This is a genomic window from Polycladomyces zharkentensis (assembly GCF_016938855.1).
In the GTDB taxonomy this organism is placed as follows: Bacteria; Bacillota; Bacilli; order Thermoactinomycetales; family JIR-001; genus Polycladomyces; species Polycladomyces zharkentensis.
Genome location: NZ_JAFHAP010000006.1, coordinates 121,218 through 148,180, shown reverse-complemented (window position 1 = coordinate 148,180; position 26,963 = coordinate 121,218). Strand labels below are relative to the sequence as shown.

Below are 26,963 nucleotides of genomic sequence, written 5' to 3'. Positions count from 1 at the left end.
CCATCGCCGCGCCTCCCTTCAATCACGCCTGAGAGCCGGAGCCGGCTCCTTTCAGCGCCGCCACTTCCTCTTCGGTCAACTCGCGGTACGCTCCCGGCTCCAGACTCGGGTCCAACGGCAACGGTCCCATGGCGATGCGCTTCAAATAGGTGACGCGCTTCCCCACCGACCGGAACATGCGTTTCACCTGATGGTATTTGCCTTCATATATGGTCAGTTCCACTTCGGATTTCGGCCCCGATTGCAACACCTTCAGTTCGGCTGGCAGGGTGCGGTAACCGTCGTCCAATGTTACGCCTCGGGCAAACGCTTCGGCATCCGCTTCAGTCACCGCCCCCTCCACTTCTGCGTAATACGTCTTCGGTACATGTTTCTTGGGGGACAACAGCCGGTGCGCCAGTTTGCCGTCATTGGTCAACAACAGCAGGCCCTCCGTGTCCCTGTCCAGCCTGCCGACCGGAAACGGCTCAAAGAAGGCGTGCTCGGGATGCAACAAATCCACCACCACCGCACTTTCCCGATCCTCGGTGGCGGACAGCACCCCCTGCGGTTTGTTCATCATCAAATAGATATATCGGCGATAGATGACACGTTCGCCATCCACCTCGATGACATCCATGTCCGGATCAACATGCATGCCGGGGTCATCCGCCCATTCGCCGTTCACGGTCACATATCCCGCTTTGATCAGTTTCTTGATTTCTTTGCGCGTGCCATATCCCATGTTGGACAAGATTTTGTCCAAACGTTGGCGTTTCCGTTCTGCCATCCTGCATCCCCCCATCATTTCGGACCAAGTACTCTGATTGTACCGGATCTTCCACCTGGATGAAACCGCTCCGGCATGACCCAAGCCTTCAAGCACATATGTTGGCTGAGAAAGGAGGGTTTCAGATGGGTCATGGAGAACGGACGAGATCAGCCTGGTGGGAACATCGTTTTTGGCTGCAGGTGCTGGGGGATCACGCCCGCTTCCTGTTGGACAACTTGTCCCCACGGGAGAAAAAAGAAGTGCGCCGGGCAGAGGGCTTTATCCAACGGATGGACGCTTTGTTGAACCAGGCTCGCCGTCCGGGGAAAACAGACCCTGCCGAATTCAGCCGCTTGGCTTGTCGGGCCGCTTCGGATATCCGCGCGTTTAAACTGCATTTGCTCCAACGGCTCCTGATCGGCGAAATCGCACTGGGCTTTACCCCCACATTTCTCAATCACATGGTGAATGAAGTGGAGGAATACCTCCGCATTCTCCATTATCTCCAAAAAAACGAACCACCTCCCCCGCTCCACCCGATCCATCACCATCTTATATGGTTGCCGGATGCCTCAGGACACGCAAATGCGTTGGACGGAAGACTGGACGGGGTGGAACGGCGACTGAAGAAAAAAAGCCGGGCCTTTGTCCGACATTTTGACGCCTATTATCTCAAAGCGTTGGAGATGGCCGGCTATTTACGGACAGGTCTTCGCGATTTCCCCGCACTATCCCGGTTCAATCACGAAGTGGAGATGGAGATGCGCCTGTTTCAAGCTTTCTTGCTTGAATTGGAAGAGATGGAACTTCATCATACCGTACTGGATGCCATACCGGCACTGATCCCGGATCACATGTTCCGGGAAGAATGCTACTATCTCCACAAATTGGCCCAAGAAACCCGTGCCGAGCCGCCCGCATGCGATCCCGGAAAACCCCGTACGGAATGAGCGGGTGGATCTGGGCAAAGCCGCTTCCCGTCAAAAGTCACCCCATTGTCGGACACGCCGTGCGGGGAAAGGTTACTCTTCGGACGAGCCGTTGTCCCGTTTATCCGGGGAGGTGCGGTCTGCTTCCGCCATACGCAACGCCTGACGGTAATCCTCCGGCCGGTTCATGTTCCATACGCACCGTTCGGCCTCCTCACCCAGACCCGCTTCTTCCAGGGAAACAAAACGGGTGGGCACCTCCGCCAAAAACCGACGAACCTGCAATTGTCCCTCGCGAAGATGTCGCGCCAACACGGGCAAGCATGCTTTTCGATACACCGCAAACAACGGATGCGGCCGTCCGCCCAGCGTGGGAACGCAAGCGAAGGCGTTGCCCAGACTGGACAACAACCACACCGCTGTCTTCAGCGAGACGAACGGCATGTCGCAAGCCACGACAAGGTTGGTTTCGCTCAAAGCCGCGGACAGACCGGCATGCAAACCCGCGAGCGGCCCGCGGCCCGGTTCACGATCCTTCACCATGGGAACCCCCAGCCAATGATACCGCTCAGGATGGTTCGTCACCACCATCACCGGCCCGATGGGACTCATTTTCTCCACGATGTGACGGATGACGGGGACTCCCCCGATCGGCAGCATCGCTTTGTCCGTTCCCATGCGGGAGGATGCGCCGCCGGCAAGCACGATCACGCCCGTACCTCGGTCATCACGGAATCGCATCATGTTCCGATTCCCCGTGTTGCCGCAACGCCTGGATGATGGTGCGCGCCAGTTTGTCGCCGATCCCCGCTTTTCGGTATTCTTCGACCGTGGCATTTTTCATGTTTTCAATCGAACCGAAATGACGGAACAGCATCTGTTTCCGTTTTTCCCCCACACCCGGAATGTCGTCCAGTTTGGAGCGGAATGCTGTCTTGGTACGGGTTTTCCGGTGAAACGCGACAGCAAACCGATGAACCTCTTCCTGAATTCGTTGCAGCAAATAAAATTCCTGGCTGCCTCTGGGCAAATCCACCGTCTCCGGAGGATCGCCCGCCAACAATCTCGCGGTCCGATGCCGATCGTCTTTTACCATGCCGCCGACGGGGATATACAAACCCAGCTCATTTTCCAACACGTCCCGAGCCGCCGCCATCTGCCCGCGACCGCCGTCGACGAGGATCAAATCGGGCAACGGCAAGTCTTCTTTCAACACGCGCGTGTAACGGCGGCGAATCACCTCACGCATCGTTTCGTAGTCATCCGGTCTGTCCACCGTACGGATCTTGAATTTGCGATACTCCTGCTTGGCAGGTTTGCCGTCAAGAAACACCACCATCGCCGAAACGGGATCGGTCCCCTGGATGTTGGAGTTGTCAAACGCTTCGATCCGTCGCGGCACGCCGATACCGAGCGCTTCTCCCAACTGTCGGATGGCTCGCTGCGTTCGCTCTTCATCCCGTTCCATCAGTCGGAACCGCTCTTCCAGGGCGATTCGGGCATTCTCCTGTGCCATCTCAACCAGCTTTCGCTTCAGTCCCCTTTGCGGAACATGGATATGAACGCCCTCCAGCCACTCACGCAACCACTCCGGATTGACCTCGAACGGCAGGAAAATCTCCCTGGGAAGTGCCGGATTGTCGTGGTAAAACTGCGTGACAAACGAGAGAAAATCCTCTACCGGGTCGTTGTAATGCGGGAAAACGGATACATCCCGTTCGATCAGTTTGCCTTGTCGGACAAAAAACACCTGTATGCACATCCACCCTTTGTCATGGGCGTATCCGAACACATCCCGATCCACGTTGTCGTGGAACGTAATCGTCTGTTTCTCCATGATCGTCTCGATATGACGGATCAGATCCCGGTACTCCTTGGCCCGCTCGAAATCCAGTGATTCAGCCGCCTCTTCCATTTTGCGCCGCAGATCACGCTGTACCTCTTGGTATCCACCGTTTAAGAAGCGGACAATCTGTGCCGTCATCTCCTCATACCGCTGACGGTCGACAGGGTATTCACAAGGCGCCAGACATTGCCCCAGATGGTAATACAGACAGACACGCTTGGGCAGCGTTTTGCATTTTCTGAGCGGATACAACTTATCCAGCAGCTTTTTCGTCTGCTGTGCCGCTCCCGCGTTCGGATACGGGCCGAAATATTTGGACCCGTCTTTCCGCACCCGGCGTGTGACTTCCAAACGGGGATGTCGTTCCTTCGTCAACCGGATATACGGATAGGATTTGTCGTCTTTGAGCATGACGTTGTAACGGGGACGATGTTTTTTGATGAGGTTGCATTCCAAGATCAGCGCCTCGATCGGACTCCCCGTCACGATGTATTCAAAGTCGGCGATCTCCGAGACCAACCGTTGGGTCTTGGCATCATGACTGCCGGTGAAATACGACCGCACCCGGTTTTTCAGGCTTTTGGCCTTGCCGACATAGATGATGTCACCGGCTTCATTTTTCATCAAATAACAACCGGGCTGATCGGGTAGGAGCGGCAGTTTTTCCTTGATGGTTTGACGCATTGGTTTCCTCCCTTCCGCTCCTGGCTGACTGGCTACACCAAATATTTTACACCAAATCGATTGGATCGTCGGCTCGCCTGTCAAACTGCCGCAAAAACCTCCCGATCTGAGCGACTATTGTTTTAATCCTGGATACACGGGAGATCGATGGAGAGAACACTTTTTCCTCTGCAAGAACAACCCATTTTCCTTTTACAAGATCTTTTACAATATTTTTTTCGAAAATGAAACAATGTGAAGATCAAAAGCGGTATAATAGGGGTCAAAAATGGATGGGAGGCTGGATATGCAGTCATTCGGATCAGTCCTCAAAAAACACTCATTGATGGTATGGTTGAGCTATTTGGTCGGTTTCATGTTAACTTCCATTGCTTCCGTTGTTCTCCTTGGGTTGCTCATGTTGATCTTCGGCGTCGCGGCGGTGACGGGCTGGGGATCAGAAATCAAGTACATGTTGGAGCATTTGAATTCAGTTCAGGCCATAATTGTGGGGCTGACGGCAATTGTACTGTATTTTCTTTTCTATTTGGCCATTATTTCATTTTTTGTTGGAGGGTATTACGGTCCTGCCGTACAAGCCGTCTTTGAAGATCGCGTGACGATCGGTTCATTCTTCCGATATGGATACCGATTTGCCTTTCGTTTCGCCGGGAAATATGTCATCATCCTGATTCTCAGCTTGTTGTTGATGTTGCCCTCTGTTCTTTTCATGGCAGCGGGTCAGTCCGATTGGGTGAAAGGCATCGGCGTTATCTGGTATCTCCTTGTCTATGTGTTCCTCACCATTTGGATGGGCCATTCTCATGTGATCATGATCGCCGAAAATGAAAAAGTGTTTCGTTCCATCAAACTTGCGTGGTTGGCAAGTTGGCGGAAATGGGGGCAGTCACTGCTGACGTTTCTCATGATACTGGCATGGTTCGCCGCTCCGTTTGCACTCTTGCTTCCCTTGATCCCGCTGTCAGAGAACAACCTGGCTCTGAAGGTGATCATGGGGATTTTGGTTGTTCTCACCGTGCTTTACTACATTTACTTGATCGCAGTGATTCCCTTGTTGATCGTCTGGCGATACAAGATGAAAATCCGGCCGGCCATCATTCCGACACCGCCTCCCGGTCCTTCCGGTGACAGTTCACCTATGGGGCATCATGGCGGACCCTATGGGACAGGACCGTCACCATATGGTCCCCGACCCGGAACAACTGACCGGGGAACCCCAGGTGGGCCGTATCCTGCGCAAAACCAGCCCTATCAACCGCAAACCGGATATCAGCCGTCGTTTCCTTATCACCCTCATTCGCCGACCCATTCAAATCCGAATCACCCACCTCGTTATTGAGAACAAGCGCCTCGGGGACCCGGGGCGCTTGAAAATGAGAAAATATGAAAAATCCTCTTCAAATCGGCATAAAAAAAGGTAAAATAGAGATCGACCACATGGGTTTCACAAAATATCTTGTCTGTGAAACGCCTGACGCCATCAACCATTTACATAAAGAAATGGGGGGGTTTGCATGCCATCATTCTCAACGGTTTTGAGCCGGCATTCGCTGAAAGTTTGGTTAAGCACCTTGTTGGGATCGCTGGCACTTTTGCTATTGCTTTCGTTCGTGATGGGGATTTTGTTGTTCGTCACGTTTGGATCGATATTGGGTTCAGGCGCCATGGACAAACTGCAAGGCGGCAACTTTGATCCGGCACAAATCTTGGGAATTTTCGGCTTCAGTGTGATCATTTATTATGCGATTACCTTTTTGTTCGCATCCATCTGGGGTTCGGGAGCAATCGGATCTGCCGTTGAGGCGGTTTGCCATGGTCAATCATCAATCGGTTCGTTCTTCCGTACGGGATTCCGATACGCTTTCAAGATGCTCGGACTCACTTTTTTGATGTCCCTGACCTATATTCCGTTTCTGCTGTTCTTTTTTGGGGCCATTATTTCATTTGCGAACAAAAGTTTGGTTATCGGGTCGATTCTGTCCATCTTAGCATTGGCGGCTTATTTTGTCCCTGTCCTGGCGTTTATGAATGCACCGATTATTCTTATCGCTGAAAACGAAAAAGTGTTTCGTTCCATCAGTCAATCTTTCCGTCTGCTCCGCCAGCAATTTGGTTCTGTGTTCCTTACGTTTTTGGGCGTATTGGGAATCTGGGTGGTCGCTTCCATTATCGATCTGATCTTGGGGTTCCTTGCCGAGACCAGCTCCATCATCGCATTCTTTGTTTTTTTGCTCATCATTCCCTTTTGGGTATATGTGATCACGGTGAATAATCTCTTTATCGCCCATCGCTACCAAAACCGGCTGCGCGGCGAACTGTATCCGGGAAGCAGACCGACTGCGGACGCCAATTGGCAAGGGCAAGGACACGGCTACAGCGATGCTTCCCGTCAACAGGGTCCTGCCACCGGTTTCGGCAGCGGGTACAACCCGGGCTTGAATCCGCAGGGACAAACGTGGCAGCAACCAAGTCAACCGGCGCAACCGCCAATGGGAAGCCCCTCGGTTTCATGGAGTCAACCCAACCAGCCGCCAACAGGAAGTCAATCGGGTGCGTGGGGGCAATCCCATCAACCGTCGACAACATCCGGTGGTTCCGGCGCTCAGACGGGTGGGTCCCAACCGCAACAACCTTCGCAACAGCCATCATCGGGACCGCAGTTCCAATCGCCGTTCCAACCGTCCTTTACCTTCAATCCGACCCAACAGCAGGTGAAACCGTCTTGGCAGATGCCGCAACCGTCACAATCGCAATTAACGCAACCGTCTCAACAACCTCAACCGGAAAAACCGAGCCAACCGCCGCGCTATCCCCGGCAACAGTAAAAAATTCCCTACAACAAACGGACGCCTACGGGCGTCTTTTTTTACAGAAAAAGTCGCCTGAAAGCTCACGGCGACCATAGGGAGTGCCGGTGTACGTTACGTATGGAGTGTCAAAGGGGGCCATGATCAATTGATGAAAGGGAGATCGGATTGCGTGAAACACTGATTGTCCTGAACCGTCACGGCATCAAACTTTGGTTCAGCATGTTGGTGGGCGGCTTTTTCTCGTTTTGTGTCATGTTTACGTTCACGGTGATATTTATATGGATGGTCGCGCCGTCTTTCTTCTCTCGTCCTGTTGAAACCATGTCCGTACTGCAAGCGGATGTACTGCCCCGGATCTTGACGCGACTGTCGCCCGTATGGCAAACGGGGCTGGGATTGTTATCCACTTTGTTGCTCTTTTTGATGTTGTTTTTGTTGTGCGGCCTGATGGGAGCCATGCGGGAAGTCACGTTGCATGACCGTTTTTCCGTCGGCCATTTCTTTTACTACGGGATACGCTATCCCTTGCGGATGATTCCGATGGCGTTGATCCACGCCATCCTGATCGGTTTGACGGGTTGGGGCGTTGCGCAAATTGCGGAGGCAATGCCACCGGGACCGGGACAAACAGTGGTTTGTACCGTGGGCGGACTGGTATTGCTCGGTTTGACAGTGGCGGCTGTCCACAGCCCTGTCATCTTGATGGTGGAGAAAACAGGAGTGTTTTCAGCTGTGAGACACAGCTTTCGCCTGTTATGGCTCCAGGCCGGACCAGCCGTTCTTTCTTTTCTCTACTCCTTGATTCTGGGAACGGTATGTGTGACCGTGCTAACCATGCTCATCGTTTGCCCCTGGTTTGTTCTCCAATTTTTCGGTGACCAAACCATTGCCAATATCATCGGCGGCGGGTTCGGGGGACTGTCCTTCGCGTTGTTGCACATGATCCCCGCCATGTTGATGATTGGTACGCTGTACACCCGGTATGTCCATCTGATCCGCAATAAACTGTTTGAAAGCAAAACGGACAATCAAGCACCGGAAAAGTCAACAAACGGCCGTCAAATGAAAAAGGACGGTCAAACCGTCACCGCTTGAGAATATCAAACCCGGCAACGGAATCGGTTGCCGGGTTTTGGCATGATGTCACAAATATTGATTCAACCACTGCATCAATTGCTCTTTGGGTTGATAACCGGACATTTTGGCCACCATTTCGCCGTTTTTGAACACCATCAGAGTCGGAATGCTCATCACACCAAAACGGCTGGCGGTGTCCGGGTTGTTGTCCACATTCACTTTGGCGATTTTCAATTTATCGCCGATTTCTCCATCCACTTCTTCCAAAACCGGCGCAATCATTTTGCACGGTCCGCACCACGGAGCCCAAAAGTCCACCAGTACGGTGCCGCCGGATTCTACTTCGTTGGCAAAGGTTTGATCCGTCACGTCCACAATGGCCATACCTAGCCCTCCTTATCCATTGGTTCGTCAGATATTAATCAGTATACCACCGAACCCGACGAACTTCCAACCCTTTCGGGTAGCGAAATATTGAGAAGACGTATGAAAGAGGGCGGCAGGATACTCCTGACCGCCTGTAGCCCGAGCGATGAAGCGAGATGGGGAAACGGCCGGCAAAATCTCGCAAAGAGCCGCCTCCCACTCGCAGTACCGGGTAAACTTCTTTCATTGTTCCTTCAGATTCATTCGGTTGAGGCAATTCGTCACACCTTTTGCGCCAGCACTTTTTTGAACTCTTCCGTCAACATCGGTACCACTTCAAACAAATCTCCGACAATCCCGTAGTCGGCGACGTTGAAAATGTTGGCTTCCGGGTCCTTATTGATGGCGACGATCACTTTGGAATTGGACATGCCCGCCAAATGCTGGATAGCACCGGAAATGCCGCAAGCGATGTACAAGTCAGGGGTGACCACTTTTCCGGTTTGCCCGATTTGCAGGGCATAATCGCAATAACCGGCGTCACATGCTCCACGGGATGCCCCCACGGCCCCGCCGAGTACGTCCGCCAACTCTTTCAGCGGTTTGAAGCCATCGGCGCTCTTCACACCCCGACCGCCGGAAACGATGATGCGCGCTTCGGAGAGGTCGACCCCTTCCGCCGTCTTTTTCACCACTTCTTTGACAATCGTGCGCAGTGTTTCCGGTGCAAATGTCACATCCAACGTCTTCACTTCCGCCGTTCGCGACGGGTCTGGTTCACGGGCCGGGATGTTGTTGGGGCGCAGGGTGGCAAACACCATCCCGGACTTCACCACTTTTTTGACAAAAGCTTTTCCGGCATAAATCGGTCGGGTGAACACGATCCGTCCATCGATCAGTTGCACGTCGGTGCAGTCGGAAATGAGTCCCACTCCCAAACGAGCCGCAATTCGCGGGCTGACGTCCCGTCCCACCGCAGTATGCCCGGTAAAGATCACATCGGGTCCGACGGTGTCGATCACCTGTTTGAAGGCCTGGAAGTATGCATCCGTTGTATATTGATCCAACTGATCATTCTCCACCACGATCACTTCATCGGCACCGTAATGAGCGAGGGTTTCCGCGAGCGATTTCGCTTTGCTTCCAAACACGGTCGCCGTCACTTTGCCGCCTTCGGCCACGCGTCCCGCAGCAGCCAAGCATTCCAATGATACGTTCCGCAACGCGCCATCACGCACATCCGCCAATACCAATACGTTTCTGCTCATCCTCGTCGCTCCTCCCTCAGATCACTTTCGCTTCGTGCTGAAGCAAGCGGACCAATTCTTGAACCTGATCGGACAGATCACCTTCAAGGATTTTGCCTGCTTCCTTTTTCGGGGGCAGGAACACTTCCAATGTTTCCGTTTTCGCTTCCAACAGTTCTTCGTCCAGATCAAGATCATCCACGTCCAACCGCTCCAGCGGTTTCTTTTTCGCTTTCATAATGCCCGGCAGCGAAGGGTAACGAGGCTCGTTCAATCCTTGCTGCGCGGTCACCAGGATCGGCAGTTTGGATTGGATGTATTCCACATCCCCTTCGACGTCTTTTTCCACTTCCACCGTGTCACCGTCGATCGTCAATTTTGTAATCGTGGAAATATGGGGAATGCCCAACAATTCTGCCAATCGGGGACCTACCTGGGCCGAGCCGTCGTCCACGGCCATATATCCCGTGAGAATGATATCGTATTCCAAATCCCGGATCACACCGGCCAGTATGTGGGCGACTGTGTACTCATCCGCTTCCCCCTCAAAATCTTCCATATCGACGATGATCCCTTTATCCGCGCCCATCGCCATGGCGGTGCGCAGTGCTTGTTCCGCCCGTTCCGGCCCTACCGTGATCACGGTCACCTCTCCGCCGTGTTGCTCTTTCAGCTTGATGGCTTCCTCCACCGCATATTCGTCATATGGATTGATGACGAACTCTACGCCCTCCTCGCTGATGCGCCCGTCTTCCAAGACGATTTTTTCTTCCGTGTCAAAGGTTTGTTTCAGGCAAACCAGGATATTCATGACGTCCTGTTCCCCCTTTGGAGACTAGTTTGAATAAAGGGAATATAAATATGAGAACGGACCGCCCCCTCCTTTTGGGAGCGGGTTCCGTCTATGGCGACTTCCACCAATGGCTCCGCCGCATCAGCGCAATGCGATCCCCTGCAAAAACAGCGACACGATCGGCTCCACCTGATCCACCAAGCTGTATTTGCAATCCTTCATAATCCAGGAAGTGACCATTTCGTCGATCGCGCCGAAAATCATCTTCCGTGTGATGCGGACATCCAGATCGTTGCGGAAGATCCCCTGTTCGATCCCGTCCAAGATGATTCGGTCGATCAGATTGAGATATTTTTTCAAAATCTCCCCGATTGCTTTGCGCACGGCAGGATTGGACTGTCGCAATTCAATCTGCGTCACGATCGCCAAATGCCGATTTTCCTCCATGGATTTGAAATGGAGACGGATCAGCTCGCGAAGCTGATCGGCGGGCGACGAGATCCCTTTCATGGCTTCTTCCGCTTGCTGGACGAATGTCCCCATTTTTTCGTTAAACAATGAAATGAGGACATCATCCTTATTTTCAAAATATAGATAGATCGTCCCGTCGGCGACCTTGGCCTCGCGGGCGATCTTGGAGACTTGCGCGTTGTGGTAACCGTGTTCCGCAATCACACGCACCGCCGCGTCGATGATCGCTTCATATTTTTCCCCCGTCCGTTTTGCCATCATTGTTTCCCTTCCCATCATAAAATCGACGAAATGAATGATTGTTCATTCAATTTTTAGTTTATGTCACAAAGGGATCATCTGTCAACTTTTTTCCGCCCGCGTTGGATGTAAGCGCATTCAAACGTCATTATACATCAATTTCGCAAAAAAATCCCCGCCTTCATGCGGGGATTATCGGGTGAACACGTGATTACCGATCCGTTTGATGATCGGCCGTTTTTTGCTCCATTCGGCGGTGGCGATTTCGGGGTTATAGTAATACAACGCCCCTCCAGTGGGATCATGTCCTTTCAGGGCTTTCATCACCGCGCGCCGCGCTTCGATGTCCGGCTTTAACCATATCTGGCCGTCCTGTACAGCCGTAAACGCATTGCGCTGGAACACGATTCCCCGGATCGTATCGGGAAAATGAGGGGATTCCAATCGATTGAGCACAACCGCTGCAACCGCCACCTGACCTTGGAACGGTTCACCCCGAGCTTCACTGTATACCACACGTTCCATCCACCGGATATCTTGCGCCGAGAGATGGTAACGCACAGCTCGTTTACCGGATGTCGACCGACTGCTGAGCGTCACAGTCTTTTTTTTGGATTTATTTTCCTTTGTTTTGGCGGCAGTTATTTTGGTCGATGCTGTATGTGTTGCATGAACGGGCTGTTTGGTTTTGTCGGCCATCTTTGCAACCATACGGGGTTGTTCCATCATCGGGTAGGAATTTGACTTCATCTGTATCGCTTGCAGGTTCACTGCTTGATCCTTCACCGGATTGTGGAGTGACGATTTCTGCCATCCCACTGCCACAAGGGTTAAAAGACAGGCCGACATGCCGATGAAAGTACGAATGATAGGCATGTAAGCCGCTCCTTCCCACTTTTCGCCTCAAATCGCTTGGTTTTCGAACACCCCGCTATTATAGCAAACCCATTTCCGACTGTGGCATCCAATTTATTCAATCCATACCAACAAATCGGCATATTTGTGCAGCAAAAAAGGCTGTGCTCCAACACAGCCCGAGATGATCGACCAAGTCAGCGGTTAGCGGTTTTTGAAAAGTGCTTGATGGGATCGTGCAGAAATCAATCATTTCCTGTTTTGGTTTTTTCCAGTGACAATGCGGCTTTTTTCTTCTCCTCCTCAACCAATACCCGACGCAGCACCTTGCCCACCGCACTTTTGGGCAATTCGGAACGAAACTCGTACTGTCTGGGAATTTTGTAACGTGCCAGCTTGGCGCGGCAAAATTCCGTCAACTCCTCTTCCGTCACCTGATGTCCTTCCTTCAACACAAGAAACGCCTTCACCGTCTCTCCGCGATACGGATCGGGTACGCCGATGACGGCGGCCTCCTTTACTGCCGGGTGCTCGTACAACACCTCCTCGATTTCCCTCGGATAGATGTTGTAACCGCTGGCGATAATCATATCTTTTTTTCGATCCAATATGTAGAAATACCCATCCTCGTCCATCGTCGCGATGTCGCCGGTGGACAGCCAGCCGTCCTTCAACACTTGAGCCGTCTCTTCCGGCCGGTTCCAATATCCTTTCATCACCTGCGGACCTTTCACTTGCAGTTCACCGACACTGCCCAAAGGCAGCTCTTCCCCTGTATGAGGGTCGACGATCCGGCAATCCGTGTTGGGCCAAGGCAAACCGATGCTGCCTGCTTTTCGCTGTCCCCAAACAGGGTTGGCATGGGTGACGGGCGAGGCTTCCGTCAAACCATAGCCTTCCACCAAACGACCGCCGGTCAGCTCTTCGAACCGTTGCTGCACCTCGACCGGCAACGGGGCGGAACCGCTCAAACAGGCACGGATCGAAGACAGATCGTATCGACTGATGTCGGGATGGTTGATCAACGCGATGTACATCGTCGGCGCACCCGGGAACACCGTGGGCTTTTCCTTGTTGATCAATTTCAACATCTCATCCACATCGAATCGGGGGACAAGAATCATGGTAGCCGCCATGTGGACGCTGAAATTCATCACCACGGTCATGCCGTATACATGAAAGAAAGGCAGCAGTCCCAGCACCTTTTCCTCTCCGCGTCGGCATTCATGTGTCCAATGGGCGCACTGAATCGCATTGAACACGAGATTGCGATGCGTAAGCATCGCTCCTTTGGGCAAACCGGTCGTTCCGCCGGTATACTGCAACAAAGCCAAATCATCGGGGTCAACGTTGACATCTTCCACCGGTTTTGCAAGCGCTTTCTTTAACAGCCGCGAAAAACGAAACACTCCCTGCTCATGATACGGCACATCCACACGCTGGCCGTCCTTCCACACCTTCAGCGGATACAACCAATTTTTCGGCCAAGGCAGGTAATCATCGATCCGGGTCACAATGATGCGGGAAAGGCGTGTCTGCTCCTTGACACGGGCCACCTTGGGATAGAGTAAATCGAGACAGACGATGGTCTCCGCTCCGGCATCACGCAGTTGATGCTCCAACTCCCGCTCCATGTACATGGGATTGGTTTGCACAACGACGGCTCCGATCATCAAAGCCCCGTAATAGGCGACCACTGCTTGGGGGGAATTGGGCAACATGATCGCCACACGATCACCTTTTTGAACGCCGAGGGATTGCAGCGCCCGGGCAAAACGGGACACGTCCGACAACAATCGCCGATAGGTAATGCGTTTCCCCATAAAATATATTGCTTCCCTGTCGGGAAAATCCTCTGCCGCCGACAACAGCAACCGGGTCAGCGTCACATCGGGAACTTCCAAATGCTTTGGAACTTCCTGAGGATAACTGCGCCACCAAATGCGTTCATTTTTCGTCATTGAAAACACCCTCCTTTGATTAATGAATGAATAATCATTCATAATCAGGCAGTCTACAGCATTAAACTGACCATTCCGTCCAATTCTATTTTACCGAAATTTCCGTTGTTTTTGAATCACCGATTCCTTCAGATCACTGATCTCGGGATCTCATTCTCCATTTTATTTCTTATTTAGACATTTCGTTCTTTTATCTATTACATTTAAGCAAGCAGACACGGGTATATATGGGGCATAAACGTGATTTTTCCATGACAAACAGACGCCAAATGGTAGATTCCCTTCCGTTCTTTGTAGTAACATAGCAGAGTAAAACCGAAACGGTCGACAACCTCAGCGGTTTCGATTTCCCATCTGAAAAGCTGTCGAAGGTGCCGCGGTTTCGGTCGGGGGAATGGAAAAACCGCGGTCTCGATGATCTGCAAACAAACTTGACAGAGATTGGACATCATGGACAAAAAGGAGGATTTCCCATGGCCGATTCACAAGTGGAAACGCCGCAATCCGTGGCGGTAACGGAAATGTCGCAAAACACGCAAGGCTTCTTGGACCGATTTTTCCGATTGTCCGAGCGGAAAACCGACGTCAGAACGGAAGTTTTTGCGGGGCTCACCACTTTTATGACGATGTGCTATATCATTTTCGTCAACCCGCAAATTTTGTCCGACGCCGGCATTCCCAAGGAAGGAGCCATTGCCGCCACGATTTTCGCCAGTGTTTTTTGTACGCTGCTGTTTGGATTGTGGGCCAATTTTCCTGTTGCCATCGCACCCGGCATGGGGCTGAATGCCTTTTTCACCTACAGCGTCGTACTCGGACAAGGCCTGAGTTGGCAGACCGCTCTCGGTGCCGTCTTTATCTCCGGACTCGTCTTTTTCCTGCTGACGGTGACCGGAATACGCCGTAGACTGGTGGCAGCCGTGCCGGATGTCCTTCGGTCCGCCATCGTGGTGGGCATCGGATTGTTTATCGCATTTATCGGGCTGAAAAACGCCGGCATCATCGTAAAGAGTCCTGCCACCTTCGTCACGCTGGGTCAAGTGACAAAACCCGGTCCGATTCTGACCATGATCGGTCTGTTGGTGGCTGTCATCCTGATGGCGCGCAACATCAAAGGGGCCATGATCATCAGCATTTTGGTCACCACCCTGTTGGCGATGGCATTCGGCGTGACTCCGGTACCACACCGTTTGTCCGACGTGATGACGTTCACCGTGCCGGACATCACCACCACGCTTGGGAAATTGGACATCATGGCCGCCATCCATTACGGAATCTTTTCCATCATTTTCTCTTTCACGATCGTGGAGCTGTTTGACAACCTGGCCACATTGATCGGCTTGTCCAAAAAAGCGGGACTGATGGACAAAAACGGCGACATCCCCAATTTGAACCGCGCGCTGCAAGCTGATGCCGTGGGTACGATGATGAGCGCCACGTTCGGCTCCACCGCACTCAACGCCTATATCGAGAATGCCGCCGGCATCTCCGAAGGCGGGCGAACCGGCCTCACCGCCGTGGTGGTGGCGGGACTGTTTCTGCTGAGCCTGTTTTTGACACCGTTGATCATGCTGATCCCCTCGGTGGCCACTGCACCGGCACTGATTCTGGTCGGATCGCTGATGCTGAGTGAGATCAAGAACCTTTCGTTCGATGATTTCACCGATACGGTCCCGGCGTTTTTAACCATCATCCTGATGCCGTTGACTTCCAGCATCGCGGAAGGATTGGCCTTCGGGTTTGTCAGCTACACGGTGCTGAAAACATTGACGGGGAAATACAAAGAAATGAATCTGTTTTTGTACCTGATCACTGCGGCATTTATCATCAATTTCTTGTATCATGGTTGATTGATCGTAAAGGGCCGTCTCCCGCCAAGGAGGCGGCTCATTTGTTGCAAAACCGGCGAGTTCCGTTCCCGTCTCCTGCTGAACATCCACAGTACGGAGCAATCTGATCCATATAACGTCCATCACTTTCCCTGCTTCTCACCTGCGTCCGGCAGGGAAGCCGCACAAGACCGCTTCGAACCGGACGCAGGACGCTGGTCAAAGTGCACTTCGCTAAAGCGGAATTTGCCTGTGGTTGATTCCTCGCACCTTTCCCGGTTCTCCGCTCGGTTGGGCTTGGTATGGTCGATACCTGGGAAAGCATGGCCTCCTGACGGAATGATGGATACGAACGCAATCGTTCTCGTCGTGAGCGGCATGTTCCCGCTTTTTTGTCTCGAGTTGTCCTTTATTTTCCGGTTTGACGATGCAGTTCCCGCCATCGGCTGAGCGGGATCGATCCCAACTCGGGGCGCGGCCCTTCCGGCAGCAAGGCGATATACTCCAGGCTGTGCCCGTCCGGGTCCTCAAAATACAGTGACGCGGCGGGCATCCACGTATGGACGGTAGGCTCCCCTTCGGGATTACCAAAGAAATCGCGACAGGCTATTCCCCGCTCGGCCAGAAATGCCGGAGCCTGTTCCAAATCTCGCAATGACACGGAAAAAGCGAAATGACTGCGAACGATCTGATCCTCGGGCTTCTCCCACAACCCCAACATTTGTTGACGCGCTTGACCTACCCAGAAAAATGCCAGATTCCTTTTGGGATTTGTGAAACAAAGGGTCAGCCCCAATTGATCCCGATAAAAAGCGACTGATCTTTCCAAATCCCGCACATGCAGATGTGTTTCGTAAATTCCCGAAGGTTCCACCCAACGGTTCATCCTTCATTCCTCCCGTGAATGAGTTGTGTACACCGGCTCTTTTCCCGATTCAGATACTTTTCAAACTTTTTCATTTATTAAATTTACCACTCCGCTCGGAAAAGCGGCACCAAAGAGTCACGGGGCGTTTTCCTCCCCATCGCTTTTTTTGTTACAATGGGGAGGTACCTGAAACGCGGGAGGAACTGAAACCATGCACCTTCCTACAGATTATCTCGAACAGATGAAAACCTGGTTGCAAGACGAGTTCCCGGCGTTTCTCGCCAGTTACGAGGAAGTACCGGCACGCGGGTTGCGGGTGAACCGGCTCAAGATCGAGACGAAGGCGTTTTTAGAGAGGAGTCCGTTTGATCTCCAGCCCATCCCGTGGTGCCCGGAAGGTTTTTATTATAATCACGAACGGGATCGTCCCGGAAAGCACGTTTATCATGCGGCCGGGTTGTATTATATTCAGGACCCCAGCGCCATGGCACCCGCGGAGGCGCTGGACCCCCAACCGGGTGAGCGGGTGCTGGACCTGTGTGCGGCGCCGGGCGGCAAAACCACACAAATCGCCGCCAAAATGCAAGGAAAAGGATTGCTGGTGGCCAACGAGATTTCCCCTCAACGCATCAAGGCGTTGGTGGAAAATTTGGAGCGGTGCGGGGTGACCAACGCCGTCGTCCTCAATGAACGGCCGGAGCGATTGATGGAACGTTTCGTCGGGTTTTTCGACCGGATTTTGATCGACGCTCCGTGTTCGGGTGAGGGGATGTTCCGCAAAGACCCGGAAGTGTGTGAGCGCTGGAGTGTACGGGCCACTCACCTGTGCGCGGATGTCCAAACGGAGATTTTGGCCGCAGCCGCTCCCATGCTCCGGCCGGGCGGTATACTGGTGTACTCCACCTGCACATTCAATCCGGTGGAAAACGAACAGGTCATCGACCGCTTTTTGTCCGAACACCCGGAGTTTACGCTCATTCCCGTTCCGCAAGCATCTCATTACCGACCGGGCCGCCCAGAATGGGTAAACGGATCCGATAGCTTGCGGTTGGCTTCCCGCCTGTGGCCTCACCATCTACGGGGAGAAGGACATTTCGTGGCGTTGTTGGAAAAAACGGACGGCCCCGAAGGAACCAAACGCCGGCCGGGAAAAATGCCGCCCGTCTCTGCCGATGCGGTGAAGCAATTGCGCGCCTTTATCCTGGACACATTGACATGCGAATGGGATGATTGGCCACTGACGCTGTACGGTGAACATCTCTACCGGGTGCCGGACGAATTGCCTTCGCTGAAAGGTCTGAAGGTGGAACGCCCCGGCTTGTATTTGGGACAGGTCAAACGGAACCGGTTGGAACCTTCCCACACTTGGGCGATGACCCTGAAGCCGGCCGATGTAAAGCGATATGTGTCGTTTGCAGTGGACGATCCCCGTCTGTACCAATACTTGCGGGGTGAAACGATCCCCTTCGATGGCGACAAGGGATGGACGCTGGTGGGGGTGGAACGGTTTCCGCTGGGATGGGCCAAAGTATCCGGCGGCATGCTGAAAAACCATTATCCCAAGTGGTTGCGTTGGGATTAGGTGCAATCCCGCCCCGCAAAAGGGGCGGGTTTCCGGTTCACCCCTGCTGATTCGGTTATCCATCACTTCCATATGTCCAACGCGAAGAATGTGGCGGTCGCTAGTATTCGCCCATCGTGTGCGTACTGCTCGGATCATCATTCATATTGCATGATTATCCACATGAAACAAACCGTATTGCTCATATATTTGGATTATGAAAAACGATTTTTCAAGGAGGTGGCGGACCATATCCGACTTTTCCAGACCGACCCGACCACCATGGCCTCACTACATCCCACCCACGATGAGCGCAATGGGATTGTTGCAGCCGGAATGGCTGTATTACCATTATTTCGATCGTGAAGATGAATCCACGAATGCGGATCCCCAACCCCGTCCCGTACTCACTTCCGCCCCTGTCACAACCTCCCCTTCTGCGATCCGCATCCGTTTACATGCCCGGCGGGATAAATGATTTGCTTGAAAGTCCCCGCTCTTTTTTTGAATGGGACAAGCCCAATCCATCCAACCAACGCTTTAACCATCGGGAGCGCTCCAGTACGCCAAATAATCATCAAGGATGTCTGGTTTGTTTGCTTCAACCGTTTCTTCAACCAGACTGTAACCCCCGATCATGAAGAAAATAAACGGGATGGGTCTGCCGAAGCGTTTTTCTGTCACTCGATTGTGATGTAATTCTTTTACAACTGAAACAACCAAATGAATCCATGCATTGAAGATGAAAGACTCACGTTGAAAATGGTCCGCGTCTGAAGGAATTTCCAAAGATTGCATCCATTTTTGACGCAATGCATTTCCTTCCGTATCATGACAATCGCCGATGACAATCGGATCATCGTGTAACCAGAATGCATACCTCCATTTCGCCTCCAAAGAAGAAGAGGACGTATTTTTTGATTTTTCCCATTGCTGTATGGTGTTATAGTTCAGCTCGACAATATCCCATGTCTGCTCAAAGTCGAATCCATTGTAGTCCTCAAAGTCTTGCCAAAAATAAATGGAAAAGGCATAAACGTCCCCTTTGTAATCCCATGATTTTATGGCCTTTTCAAAAACTCGATAAATATAGTGTCGATATGATTCCATCGATGGAGATTCCCCCTCTTTCATTTCTCTCTGTCCAACCATTTGATCCAAAGACGCTCCCATCCTCTGTTTACGCGGAAGCCCCGACAATGGCTTGTTTGCTTCTGTGACAAAGATTGATCCATTGAGGCCGGGTCATGGTCAACAATTGGAAACGCCGATTTTGCAGGATTTTTGGGTACCGCGTTGAATAAAGTGATGTCCCATGTAAAAGGAGGGATTGGATGAAAAGGAGCTTCGCGTTGCTGACCGCCTTTGTACTGCTGTTGGTCATGGTTCTGCCCATTGCCCCGCATGTACAGGCGGCGCCCGCGGACACGGCACCGTATTCTCCCGGTGAAATCATCGTCAAATTTAAACCCCACATCAATCAGAGCCAAATTACTTCTTTGCATCGGACCAACCAAGCGAAGTTGTTGTTCCGAAGCAAGGAAATCGGCTTCGATGTGATCCGTGTCTCCGGCAAACCGGTCACGGAGCTGCTTCGAAACTACCGCAACAATCCGCTGGTGGAATATGCGGAACCCAACTATTACTTTCACGCGACCTGGACACCCAACGACCCCGCTTTGTCCAAACAATGGGCACTGCCGAAAATCCGCGCCAACGACGCCTGGAACGCCACGAAAAGCAATAACGGCATCCGCGTCGCGGTCGTGGATACCGGTGTTCAGTACAATCACCCTGATCTCTACGGCAAGGTCATCAAAGGATACGATTATGTGGGACAAGATTGGGACCCCAGTGACGGTAACGGACATGGCACCCATGTCGCCGGCGTGATCGCAGCCGCGACCAACAACCAAAAGGGAATCGCGGGTGTAGCCCCCAATGCGATGATCTATGCCGTCCGGGTATTGGACAACAACGGCAACGGTACGTTGGAAAATGTGGCCAACGGCATCATTCATGCGGTTGATCAAGGTGCCAAAGTGATCAATCTGAGCCTCGGCTCGGGATATGATTCGCAAACGTTGAAAGACGCCGTTCAATATGCTTGGAGCAAAGGAGCGATTGTCGTCGCGGCGGCAGGGAACAGCAACAGTTCCCAACCCAGCTATCCGGCCTTTTACGATTCGGTCATCGCCGTGGGAGCCACCGACAAATCCGACAACAAAGCCAACTTCTCCAACTTCGGCAATTGGGTGGACGTTGCCGCGCCAGGAGTAGACATCTATTCCACCTATCCGTCTGCATACGGCCAATTTGCCACGATGTCGGGCACTTCGATGGCGACACCGCACGTATCGGGGCTGGCGGCGCTGCTGGCCGCGCAAGGAAGAAGCAACAGCGCAATTCGGGAGGCCATTCAGAAAACGGCGGACAAAACAGTGGGTACCGGCACGTATTGGACCTACGGTCGAATCAACGCCTCCAAGGCTGTCCGTTACTGAAACTATCACCGAAAGCGAGTAATCGATGCCAAGCGTGAGGAGTCCGAAAGCGGACTCCCCGCTTTTTTTAGCTTCAATTTTTCGGTTGGATGTATATTTTCAATCTTCCCATCCTATCCGTCATTGCACACGGCCGACCGAATTTCCATACCGGCACATGCCGGACCTGCGACAGGATCAATACTCACCGCACCGTACAGTGATCCGTTTCGAAATCGAACAAAGATCAAGGTGGTCACCGCTGCATTCCAGCCTTTTTGTATTCGACAACCATCAACAAGAACCCTCTCCCATCCCCCTGTCATTGACAACATTCGGCGAAAAACGCTTTTTTACGCATTTGAGACGAAAATAACTCCAGTATACACCTGTTTTCTTGCTAATAAGCGTCCATATTCATTTTTTTATTTTTTTAAAATGATTCCTCCCTCCATTCACCATTCATGGTGGAGTTCTCTCCTGTTCTTTCCCTCTATGGACAAGATACCAACATCTTCATAAATATTTATAAAATAATTTTTAATCATCAGAAGGAATTCGGATATCAAGATCGAATATTTTTATCATTCCTAAAATAAGGAGGTTTTTTTATGAGACGCATGTTGTCTGTTCTTGTCGCTCTGCTGATGGTGGCGGCGTTGGCCATTCCCGCCAGCGGTGGTGTACAGGCAGCTTCCACGGATGCCAAAGCCGCTTTCGCACCCGGGGAGGTCATTGTCAAGTTCAAAAACGGAACAAGCACTTCCACCAAGCAAGCGGTTCACTCCCAGGAAAGCGGTCGGGTGCTGTTCCGCAGCAAAGAAATCGGCTTTGACGTCGTAAAGATTCCGTCCGGGAAATCCGTAACGCAAGCGGTACGTGAATACCGAAACAACCCCAATGTGGAATACGCCGAACCCAACTACATCTACCACGCCGACTGGACACCCAACGATCCGTACTTCTCCACGCAACAGTGGGGACCGCAAAAAGTCCAGGCACCGGCCGCCTGGGATATTACGAGGGGGAGCAGCAGCGTCCGCATCGCCATTATCGACACCGGGGTCCAATACAATCACCCGGATCTGTCGGGCAAAGTCGTCTTGGGACATGATTATGTCGACGGTGACAACGATCCGTATGACGGCAACGGTCACGGCACGCACTGCGCCGGGATTGCGGCCGCCGTTACCAACAATGGGACCGGAATTGCCGGTATGGCTCCCAATGCGTCCATTCTGGCCGTCCGCGTGTTGGACAACAACGGCAGCGGCACCCTGGACGCCGTCGCCAACGGCATCATCTACGCCGCCGACAACGGCGCCAAAGTGATCAGTCTCAGCTTGGGCGGATCGGCTGGTTCCACCACGTTGCAAAACGCGGTGAATTACGCGTGGAACAAAGGAGCCGTTGTTGTAGCCGCCGCCGGCAACAGCGGTACAAACCTTCCGAGCTATCCGGCATACTACAGCAACGCCATCGCCGTCGCCGCCACCACTTCCAGCGATGTGAAAGCCAGCTACTCCAACTGGGGTTCCTGGGTCGATGTGGCCGCGCCGGGTTCCAGCATCTACTCCACCTATCCGACCAACACCTATGCATCGCTTTCCGGCACCTCCATGGCCACGCCGCACGTGGCCGGGCTGGCAGGACTTTTGGCCGCACAGGGCCGCTCCAACAGCAACATCCGTGCCGCCATCCAAAACACGGCCGACGCCATCTCCGGCACCGGCACATACTGGACCTACGGCCGGATCAACGCTTATCGGGCTGTTCAATATTAACATCAGTAAAAATACAAGGCAGGAGCTGTATGGCTCCTGCCTTAATCCTGCCTGGACTTTCCTGCTTTCGAATCCGGGTCAACGAAATTTTCATTCGTGTATTCCAAGTCAACCGGGTATGGTGTCGCTGTTATCTTCGGTGGATGGATCAGAGGGTTCCTCTACTGTTTCCACCAGGATTTTGACACCATCCACAGACAATACGCGCACCCGTGCTCCCTTTTGGACCCAATGACCGTTGGTGACCGCACTGTAGCGACCATCCCCGATGCGGATGGTGCCCGACGGGCGCATGTCGGTCAATGCCGTCCCCTCGCGTCCGACCAGTTCCCGATAGTTGCGGTTGAGCGAGCTGTAACCCGTCTCTTTGGACATGGCGAACTTCAAGACGATCTTTTCCAGCCAATCGCGTTTGGGCAACACTTTCAACGACAGCGGACTCAAAGCGAGTCCCGTGATCCATGCAAATGCGACCAGTGTCCCCGTCAGCCAGTTCCCCGTCGGAATCACCAACCCGACCAAAACCAGGATCACACCGATGGTAGCCAGGGTACCGTCCTGCAACAGTTTTCCATCCAGAATCACCAGTCCCATCCCGACAAGCACAGCGGCCAACCACCAACCGGGTGTCGTTCCCCAATGTCCGCTCACATACCATCCCATCAACAACAACCCCGCCACCCCGGCCAAACCCCGAGCCTTGGCGAGCATTTCAGCGGCCAACAAAAACGCGCTGAAAAAGACCAGCAAAGCGGAACCGGCTCCCATCACACATCCCAACTCCCTTTTAAGCGTGTAACATGAACCAGATCAAACCGACAGCAAAAAACACCAAGGCGATCGAACCGAGAATCTTCGGCAGATGCTCCATAGACCAACCTCCCGTTGTCCCCGATGATAAAAGCCGTCCTCCGGGGCCTTTCTGGCGAATATCGCATGCATCGCTTTTCCCGGCCCACCCGCCTGTGCCCTGCAAAGAAGTGAAACAAGGCCGCCCGGGGAACCGGGGATCGCCGGAACATGGGCAAGGTTACGCTTTGCTGAGAGAAGCGCTTTTCACATCTTAGGCCAGTTCGACCACCGTCACGCCGGAGCCTCCTTCTCCCGGTCCGCCCAAACGGAATCCCTTGACGTGCGGATGCCGGCGCAAAAATTGCTGGACACCCGTACGCAAGGCACCCGTCCCTTTTCCATGGATGAGCGAAACCCGCTGATAACCGGCGACGACGGCGGAATCCAGATACTTATCGATTTCCGCCAGAGCGTCCTCCACCATCTTACCGCGTAAATCCAATTCCGGACGCACATGGTTTGAAGCGCTTCGATACGAAGTGGAAACGCCGGATTCGGACTCGTTCTTCTTTGCCTTCACCTTTTCCAGATAACGGCGGTGCACTTTCATTTTCAAAATGCCCACCTGAACCTGATATTCCCCAGCGCCGAGGTCCTCCAGCACTCGGCCGCGTTGTTTGACGGTGAGCACCATCACCTCGTCTCCCGGCTCAATCCGTTCATTCCGTTGTTGGGCCACGGATGCGGCGGCAACGGGTCGTGCATCGGGAACCGCGTCATCCAACCGTTTCTTCGCTTCGATCAACTGATGTTCCTTCAACTCGTCCGGCCGCTGCTTGGCCCATTCACGCAACTGGCGCAACACGTCTTCCGCTTCCCGACGCGCACGCGAGACGATGGTTTGCGCTTCCCGTCGGGCCGATTCGCGCATCCGTTCTTTCTCTTCCTCCCAACGGGACAGTTTTTCCCTCAAATCCCGTTGCAAGGATTCCGCTTCCTGGCGAAGCGCTTCCGCACGTTTGCGCTCTTCTTCCGCAATGGACCTGTCGCGGGACAACGCGGCGATCATTTCCTCCAGTCGATGTTCCTCCGTGGACAACTGCGCTTTGGCTTTTTCAATGATGGATGGCGACAGTCCCAACCGCTCGGCGATGGCAAACGCATTGCTCTTGCCGGGTACGCCGATCAACAGACGATAGGTGGGACGCAGTGTCCGCACGTCAAATTCCACACTGGCGTTGGTCACTCCCGGATGGGCATGGGCGAATTGTTTCAGCTCGCTGTAGTGGGTGGTGGCCACCACCAGACAACCTTCATCCAGGAGATCTTGCAGGATGGCGATGGCCAACGCCGCCCCCTCGGTCGGGTCCGTGCCCGCACCCAATTCATCCAGCAGTACCAAGCTGTGATCGTCCGCTTGTTTCAAAATGCGGATGATCTGTGTCATATGGCTGGAGAACGTACTCAAGCTCTGCTCAATGCTCTGCTCATCGCCGATGTCCGCAAAAATCCCGCTGAATACGGGGAACGCGCTGCCTTCCTCCGCGGGAATGGGGAGACCCGCTTGCGCCATCAGCGCCAGCAACCCCACCGTTTTCAGGCAAACGGTCTTCCCACCCGTGTTGGGACCGGTGATGATGATCCCCTGATATGGATCACCCAGCGTGATGTCGATGGGCACTGCCTTTTCCATCGGGATCAATGGATGGCGGGCCTGTTTCAACCGAATGACGCGCTCCGTCTCCACCCGTGGACAAATCCCTCGAATGCGGCGGGCGTACCGGGCCTTGGCCAAAATGAGATCCAACTCGGCCAACGCTTCAACATTTTGCCGGAGTGCATCGACATGGGCCGCCACTTGTGCCGTCAACTCACGCAGAATGCGTTCCACTTCCCGCTGCTCCTCCAGCTCCCATTGACGCAAACGGTTATTCAACGCAACCACGGATGCCGGTTCAATAAACAGCGTGGCGCCGGAAGCCGACTGGTCATGCACGATGCCACCGAATGCCGAACGGTATTCCTGCTTGACCGGGATGACATACCGATCGTTGCGCAGGGTGATCAATGATTCCTGCAACATTTTTTGGTAACCCGGATTCCGCAGGATGCCCTCCAACGTCGTTCGGATCTCGCGCTGTACTTGCCGAATATGATGACGAATCTGGCGCAGGTTCGGGCTGGCGTGGTCGGATACCTCTCCCTGTTCGTCAATCCGTCGGGTGATCTCTTCTTCCAGCGGACGCAATCCTTCGATGCGTTCCACCCATCCGCGAATGATGGGAAGCGGATGTTCTTCGTCAACCTGCAATACCTGATTTTTTAATTTACGGCCGGCGTTCACCGTGCCGGCGATATCCAACAATTCACCTGTATTCAGCAATCCTCCCACTTCGGCACGGCGCAGTGAGGGACGAATGTCACGAACGCCTCCCAGTGACACATCCCCTTGGAGCCTGAGCAGATCCATTCCCTCCGCCGTTGCCGCCAGACGATGCGATACTTCCTCCGCATCGGCAGTGGGTTCCAGTGCTGCGATCCGCTCTTTTCCCAGCGAGGAAGAGGCTTCTTCAGCCACTTGTTCCCTGATTCGTGGATATTCCAACACATTGAGCATAAAACGGTCCACTTGTTTCCTCTCCTCTCCCTCCGAGGAGTTTTTTCCACCATATTATATCATGATGTAATAACTTGACGGATAAATGACACACTAAGAGCAAAAGGAGGGAATTTGTATCATGACCATCGTGCGTCATCTGATTCGATTTATTGTGGCGGCCATCGTGCTCATGATCGTGGGAGCACTGGTCCCCGGTTTTCAGGTACAAGGTTTTTGGAGCGCACTCCTCGCCGCCGTGGTAATCGCCGTGATCGGCTGGATCATCGAAGCGCTGTTCGGACGTGACATGTCTCCGTATGCAAGGGGAGTTGTCGGGTTCGTCGTCAGCGCGATCGTGATCTACATGACGCAATTCTTCGTACCTGGCGTGCGTGTCACGTTACTGGGAGCCTTGTTGGGCGCGCTTGTGATCGGGATCATCGATCTGTTCGTGCCGACCAAGGCGCGTATCACGAGCCAACCGGAAAAATAAACGGAAAGAAGGGTGGATGTCACCCGCTTCTCACCGCACACTATGTGCGGTTTTTCTTTGTTCATCGACTGTTCATGGATGCACTCCCGCTTTCGCAAACTTTTTGTTACCATGAAAATGGAGGAGGGAGTCCACGATGAGGAAAGGAATGATCACGCTGGCCATCGCCATGCCCCTGATGCTGGGGTTGGTCGGTTGCGCCGGCGGCAATCAGTCCCAGCAAGCCGGGAAAACCTCTGGTCAAGTGATTGAAATTTCCGCTTCCAACTTTCAATTCCAACCAAACAAAATTGAGATTCCTGCCAATAAAGATGTCACCCTGAAATTGAAAGTAGCAAACGGCATACACAGCTTGGAAGCACCCGGTCTTGATGTCAACCTGCAGGAAGATGGTCAAACCGCCGTGGTCCGCGCCAAGCCGGGAACCTACCCATTCTTCTGCAATATTCCCTGCGGAACGGGCCACGGTAAGATGAAAGGAACGATTGTGGCCAAGTAAGAAGCAGATTGAAGGGACCCATTGA

At 53.1% G+C, this 26,963-nt stretch carries 23 protein-coding genes; 10 read left to right on the top strand and 13 right to left on the bottom strand.

Annotated features, from left to right (window positions below; genetic code table 11):
• Nucleotides 1-22 precede the first annotated feature (22 nt).
• Nucleotides 23-769, bottom strand: coding sequence for a pseudouridine synthase (locus JQC72_RS06160; RefSeq protein ID WP_205493796.1), 747 nt, complete (start codon nucleotides 767-769; stop codon nucleotides 23-25).
• A 125-nt stretch (nucleotides 770-894) separates the two neighbouring features.
• Here JQC72_RS06160 and JQC72_RS06155 point away from each other — a divergent pair, with 125 nt between their 5' ends.
• On the top strand, nucleotides 895-1,701 hold the full coding sequence (locus JQC72_RS06155; RefSeq protein WP_205493794.1) for a DUF2935 domain-containing protein: 807 nt from the start codon (nucleotides 895-897) through the stop codon (nucleotides 1,699-1,701).
• Between the two features lie 72 nt (nucleotides 1,702-1,773).
• Here the strand turns inward: JQC72_RS06155 and mobA are convergent, their stop codons facing one another.
• Both mobA and uvrC read right to left on the bottom strand, forming a co-directional pair.
• Nucleotides 1,774-2,424, bottom strand: coding sequence for a molybdenum cofactor guanylyltransferase (gene mobA / locus JQC72_RS06150; RefSeq protein ID WP_302104553.1), 651 nt, complete (start codon nucleotides 2,422-2,424; stop codon nucleotides 1,774-1,776).
• The gene (uvrC, locus tag JQC72_RS06145) at nucleotides 2,408-4,210 is read right to left on the bottom strand and encodes an excinuclease ABC subunit UvrC (protein ID WP_205493792.1); all 1,803 of its coding nucleotides are present in this window, start codon (nucleotides 4,208-4,210) and stop codon (nucleotides 2,408-2,410) included. Before uvrC ends, mobA begins: the two co-directional genes overlap by 17 nt.
• A gap of 286 nt (nucleotides 4,211-4,496) precedes the next feature.
• Between uvrC and JQC72_RS06140 the strand changes: the two genes are divergently transcribed.
• From JQC72_RS06140 to JQC72_RS06130, 3 genes are all read left to right on the top strand, one after another.
• Entirely contained in the window at nucleotides 4,497-5,549 is a 1,053-nt protein-coding gene (locus JQC72_RS06140; protein WP_205493791.1) for a proline-rich domain-containing protein, read from the top strand.
• A gap of 175 nt (nucleotides 5,550-5,724) precedes the next feature.
• Nucleotides 5,725-7,035 carry a hypothetical protein gene (locus JQC72_RS06135; protein WP_205493790.1) on the top strand — a complete coding sequence of 437 codons (1,311 nt, stop codon included), beginning with the start codon at nucleotides 5,725-5,727 and terminating at the stop codon, nucleotides 7,033-7,035.
• A gap of 150 nt (nucleotides 7,036-7,185) precedes the next feature.
• The gene (locus tag JQC72_RS06130; RefSeq protein ID WP_205493789.1) at nucleotides 7,186-8,115 is read left to right on the top strand and encodes a hypothetical protein; all 930 of its coding nucleotides are present in this window, start codon (nucleotides 7,186-7,188) and stop codon (nucleotides 8,113-8,115) included.
• Between the two features lie 48 nt (nucleotides 8,116-8,163).
• On the opposite strand, the gene trxA is transcribed toward JQC72_RS06130, so the two are convergent.
• From trxA to JQC72_RS06100, 6 genes are all read right to left on the bottom strand, one after another.
• Entirely contained in the window at nucleotides 8,164-8,481 is a 318-nt protein-coding gene (trxA, locus tag JQC72_RS06125; protein WP_205493788.1) for a thioredoxin, read from the bottom strand.
• Between the two features lie 263 nt (nucleotides 8,482-8,744).
• Nucleotides 8,745-9,731, bottom strand: coding sequence for an electron transfer flavoprotein subunit alpha/FixB family protein (locus tag JQC72_RS06120; protein WP_205493787.1), 987 nt, complete (start codon nucleotides 9,729-9,731; stop codon nucleotides 8,745-8,747).
• A gap of 16 nt (nucleotides 9,732-9,747) precedes the next feature.
• Nucleotides 9,748-10,521 (bottom strand): electron transfer flavoprotein subunit beta/FixA family protein, encoded by a 774-nt coding sequence (locus JQC72_RS06115; RefSeq protein ID WP_205493786.1) that lies wholly within the window; start codon nucleotides 10,519-10,521, stop codon nucleotides 9,748-9,750.
• A 123-nt stretch (nucleotides 10,522-10,644) separates the two neighbouring features.
• Nucleotides 10,645-11,232, bottom strand: a complete 588-nt coding sequence (fadR, locus tag JQC72_RS06110; protein WP_205493963.1) for a fatty acid metabolism transcriptional regulator FadR — start codon at nucleotides 11,230-11,232, stop codon at nucleotides 10,645-10,647.
• Nucleotides 11,233-11,406: 174 nt separating this feature from the next.
• Entirely contained in the window at nucleotides 11,407-12,090 is a 684-nt protein-coding gene (locus tag JQC72_RS06105; RefSeq protein ID WP_205493784.1) for a cell wall hydrolase, read from the bottom strand.
• A gap of 224 nt (nucleotides 12,091-12,314) precedes the next feature.
• A complete protein-coding gene (locus JQC72_RS06100) occupies nucleotides 12,315-14,030 on the bottom strand; it encodes a long-chain-fatty-acid--CoA ligase (protein ID WP_205493782.1) in 1,716 nt (571 codons plus the stop codon).
• Between the two features lie 521 nt (nucleotides 14,031-14,551).
• On the opposite strand from JQC72_RS06100, the gene JQC72_RS06095 reads away from it, so the two are divergent.
• Complete coding sequence (locus JQC72_RS06095; RefSeq protein WP_205493960.1) at nucleotides 14,552-15,880, top strand: NCS2 family permease; 1,329 nt, start codon at nucleotides 14,552-14,554, stop codon at nucleotides 15,878-15,880.
• Between the two features lie 388 nt (nucleotides 15,881-16,268).
• Here JQC72_RS06095 and JQC72_RS06090 read toward each other — a convergent pair whose 3' ends face one another.
• On the bottom strand, nucleotides 16,269-16,745 hold the full coding sequence (locus JQC72_RS06090; protein ID WP_205493780.1) for a VOC family protein: 477 nt from the start codon (nucleotides 16,743-16,745) through the stop codon (nucleotides 16,269-16,271).
• Between the two features lie 193 nt (nucleotides 16,746-16,938).
• Here JQC72_RS06090 and JQC72_RS06085 point away from each other — a divergent pair, with 193 nt between their 5' ends.
• Nucleotides 16,939-18,309: an RsmB/NOP family class I SAM-dependent RNA methyltransferase gene (locus JQC72_RS06085; RefSeq protein WP_205493779.1), complete on the top strand. Its 1,371-nt coding sequence runs from the start codon at nucleotides 16,939-16,941 to the stop codon at nucleotides 18,307-18,309.
• Nucleotides 18,310-18,828: 519 nt separating this feature from the next.
• Here the strand turns inward: JQC72_RS06085 and JQC72_RS06080 are convergent.
• Nucleotides 18,829-19,449: a hypothetical protein gene (locus JQC72_RS06080; protein WP_205493777.1), complete on the bottom strand. Its 621-nt coding sequence runs from the start codon at nucleotides 19,447-19,449 to the stop codon at nucleotides 18,829-18,831.
• Nucleotides 19,450-19,622: 173 nt separating this feature from the next.
• Between JQC72_RS06080 and JQC72_RS06075 the strand changes: the two genes are divergently transcribed.
• Together JQC72_RS06075 and JQC72_RS06070 are read left to right on the top strand one after the other, a co-directional pair.
• Nucleotides 19,623-20,792 carry a S8 family peptidase gene (locus tag JQC72_RS06075; RefSeq protein WP_205493775.1) on the top strand — a complete coding sequence of 390 codons (1,170 nt, stop codon included), beginning with the start codon at nucleotides 19,623-19,625 and terminating at the stop codon, nucleotides 20,790-20,792.
• 599 nt (nucleotides 20,793-21,391) lie between these two features.
• Entirely contained in the window at nucleotides 21,392-22,555 is a 1,164-nt protein-coding gene (locus tag JQC72_RS06070) for a S8 family peptidase (RefSeq protein WP_419179844.1), read from the top strand.
• 108 nt (nucleotides 22,556-22,663) lie between these two features.
• Here the strand turns inward: JQC72_RS06070 and JQC72_RS06065 are convergent, their stop codons facing one another.
• The gene (locus tag JQC72_RS06065) at nucleotides 22,664-23,323 is read right to left on the bottom strand and encodes an NfeD family protein (protein ID WP_302104575.1); all 660 of its coding nucleotides are present in this window, start codon (nucleotides 23,321-23,323) and stop codon (nucleotides 22,664-22,666) included.
• Between the two features lie 295 nt (nucleotides 23,324-23,618).
• Entirely contained in the window at nucleotides 23,619-25,976 is a 2,358-nt protein-coding gene (locus JQC72_RS06060) for an endonuclease MutS2 (RefSeq protein WP_205493772.1), read from the bottom strand.
• A gap of 109 nt (nucleotides 25,977-26,085) precedes the next feature.
• Between JQC72_RS06060 and JQC72_RS06055 the strand changes: the two genes are divergently transcribed.
• Both JQC72_RS06055 and JQC72_RS06050 read left to right on the top strand, forming a co-directional pair.
• Nucleotides 26,086-26,439: a phage holin family protein gene (locus JQC72_RS06055; RefSeq protein ID WP_205493771.1), complete on the top strand. Its 354-nt coding sequence runs from the start codon at nucleotides 26,086-26,088 to the stop codon at nucleotides 26,437-26,439.
• A 136-nt stretch (nucleotides 26,440-26,575) separates the two neighbouring features.
• Nucleotides 26,576-26,938: a cupredoxin domain-containing protein gene (locus JQC72_RS06050; RefSeq protein WP_205493770.1), complete on the top strand. Its 363-nt coding sequence runs from the start codon at nucleotides 26,576-26,578 to the stop codon at nucleotides 26,936-26,938.
• Nucleotides 26,939-26,963 lie beyond the last annotated feature (25 nt).

Bases quoted from the DNA above. Each gene is read 5' to 3' on its own strand.
- JQC72_RS06160 (WP_205493796.1), bottom strand. From the start codon at position 769: ATGGCAGAACGGAAACGCCAACGTTTGGACAAAATCTTGTCCAACATG.
- JQC72_RS06155 (WP_205493794.1), top strand. From the start codon at position 895: ATGGGTCATGGAGAACGGACGAGATCAGCCTGGTGGGAACATCGTTTT.
- mobA (WP_302104553.1), bottom strand. From the start codon at position 2,424: ATGATGCGATTCCGTGATGACCGAGGTACGGGCGTGATCGTGCTTGCC.
- uvrC (WP_205493792.1), bottom strand. From the start codon at position 4,210: ATGCGTCAAACCATCAAGGAAAAACTGCCGCTCCTACCCGATCAGCCC.
- JQC72_RS06140 (WP_205493791.1), top strand. From the start codon at position 4,497: ATGCAGTCATTCGGATCAGTCCTCAAAAAACACTCATTGATGGTATGG.
- JQC72_RS06135 (WP_205493790.1), top strand. From the start codon at position 5,725: ATGCCATCATTCTCAACGGTTTTGAGCCGGCATTCGCTGAAAGTTTGG.
- trxA (WP_205493788.1), bottom strand. From the start codon at position 8,481: ATGGCCATTGTGGACGTGACGGATCAAACCTTTGCCAACGAAGTAGAA.
- JQC72_RS06120 (WP_205493787.1), bottom strand. From the start codon at position 9,731: ATGAGCAGAAACGTATTGGTATTGGCGGATGTGCGTGATGGCGCGTTG.
- JQC72_RS06115 (WP_205493786.1), bottom strand. From the start codon at position 10,521: ATGAATATCCTGGTTTGCCTGAAACAAACCTTTGACACGGAAGAAAAA.
- fadR (WP_205493963.1), bottom strand. From the start codon at position 11,232: ATGGCAAAACGGACGGGGGAAAAATATGAAGCGATCATCGACGCGGCG.
- JQC72_RS06105 (WP_205493784.1), bottom strand. From the start codon at position 12,090: ATGCCTATCATTCGTACTTTCATCGGCATGTCGGCCTGTCTTTTAACC.
- JQC72_RS06100 (WP_205493782.1), bottom strand. From the start codon at position 14,030: ATGACGAAAAATGAACGCATTTGGTGGCGCAGTTATCCTCAGGAAGTT.
- JQC72_RS06095 (WP_205493960.1), top strand. From the start codon at position 14,552: ATGTCGCAAAACACGCAAGGCTTCTTGGACCGATTTTTCCGATTGTCC.
- JQC72_RS06090 (WP_205493780.1), bottom strand. From the start codon at position 16,745: ATGAACCGTTGGGTGGAACCTTCGGGAATTTACGAAACACATCTGCAT.
- JQC72_RS06085 (WP_205493779.1), top strand. From the start codon at position 16,939: ATGCACCTTCCTACAGATTATCTCGAACAGATGAAAACCTGGTTGCAA.
- JQC72_RS06075 (WP_205493775.1), top strand. From the start codon at position 19,623: ATGAAAAGGAGCTTCGCGTTGCTGACCGCCTTTGTACTGCTGTTGGTC.
- JQC72_RS06070 (WP_419179844.1), top strand. From the start codon at position 21,392: ATGTTGTCTGTTCTTGTCGCTCTGCTGATGGTGGCGGCGTTGGCCATT.
- JQC72_RS06065 (WP_302104575.1), bottom strand. From the start codon at position 23,323: ATGGGAGCCGGTTCCGCTTTGCTGGTCTTTTTCAGCGCGTTTTTGTTG.
- JQC72_RS06055 (WP_205493771.1), top strand. From the start codon at position 26,086: ATGACCATCGTGCGTCATCTGATTCGATTTATTGTGGCGGCCATCGTG.
- JQC72_RS06050 (WP_205493770.1), top strand. From the start codon at position 26,576: ATGAGGAAAGGAATGATCACGCTGGCCATCGCCATGCCCCTGATGCTG.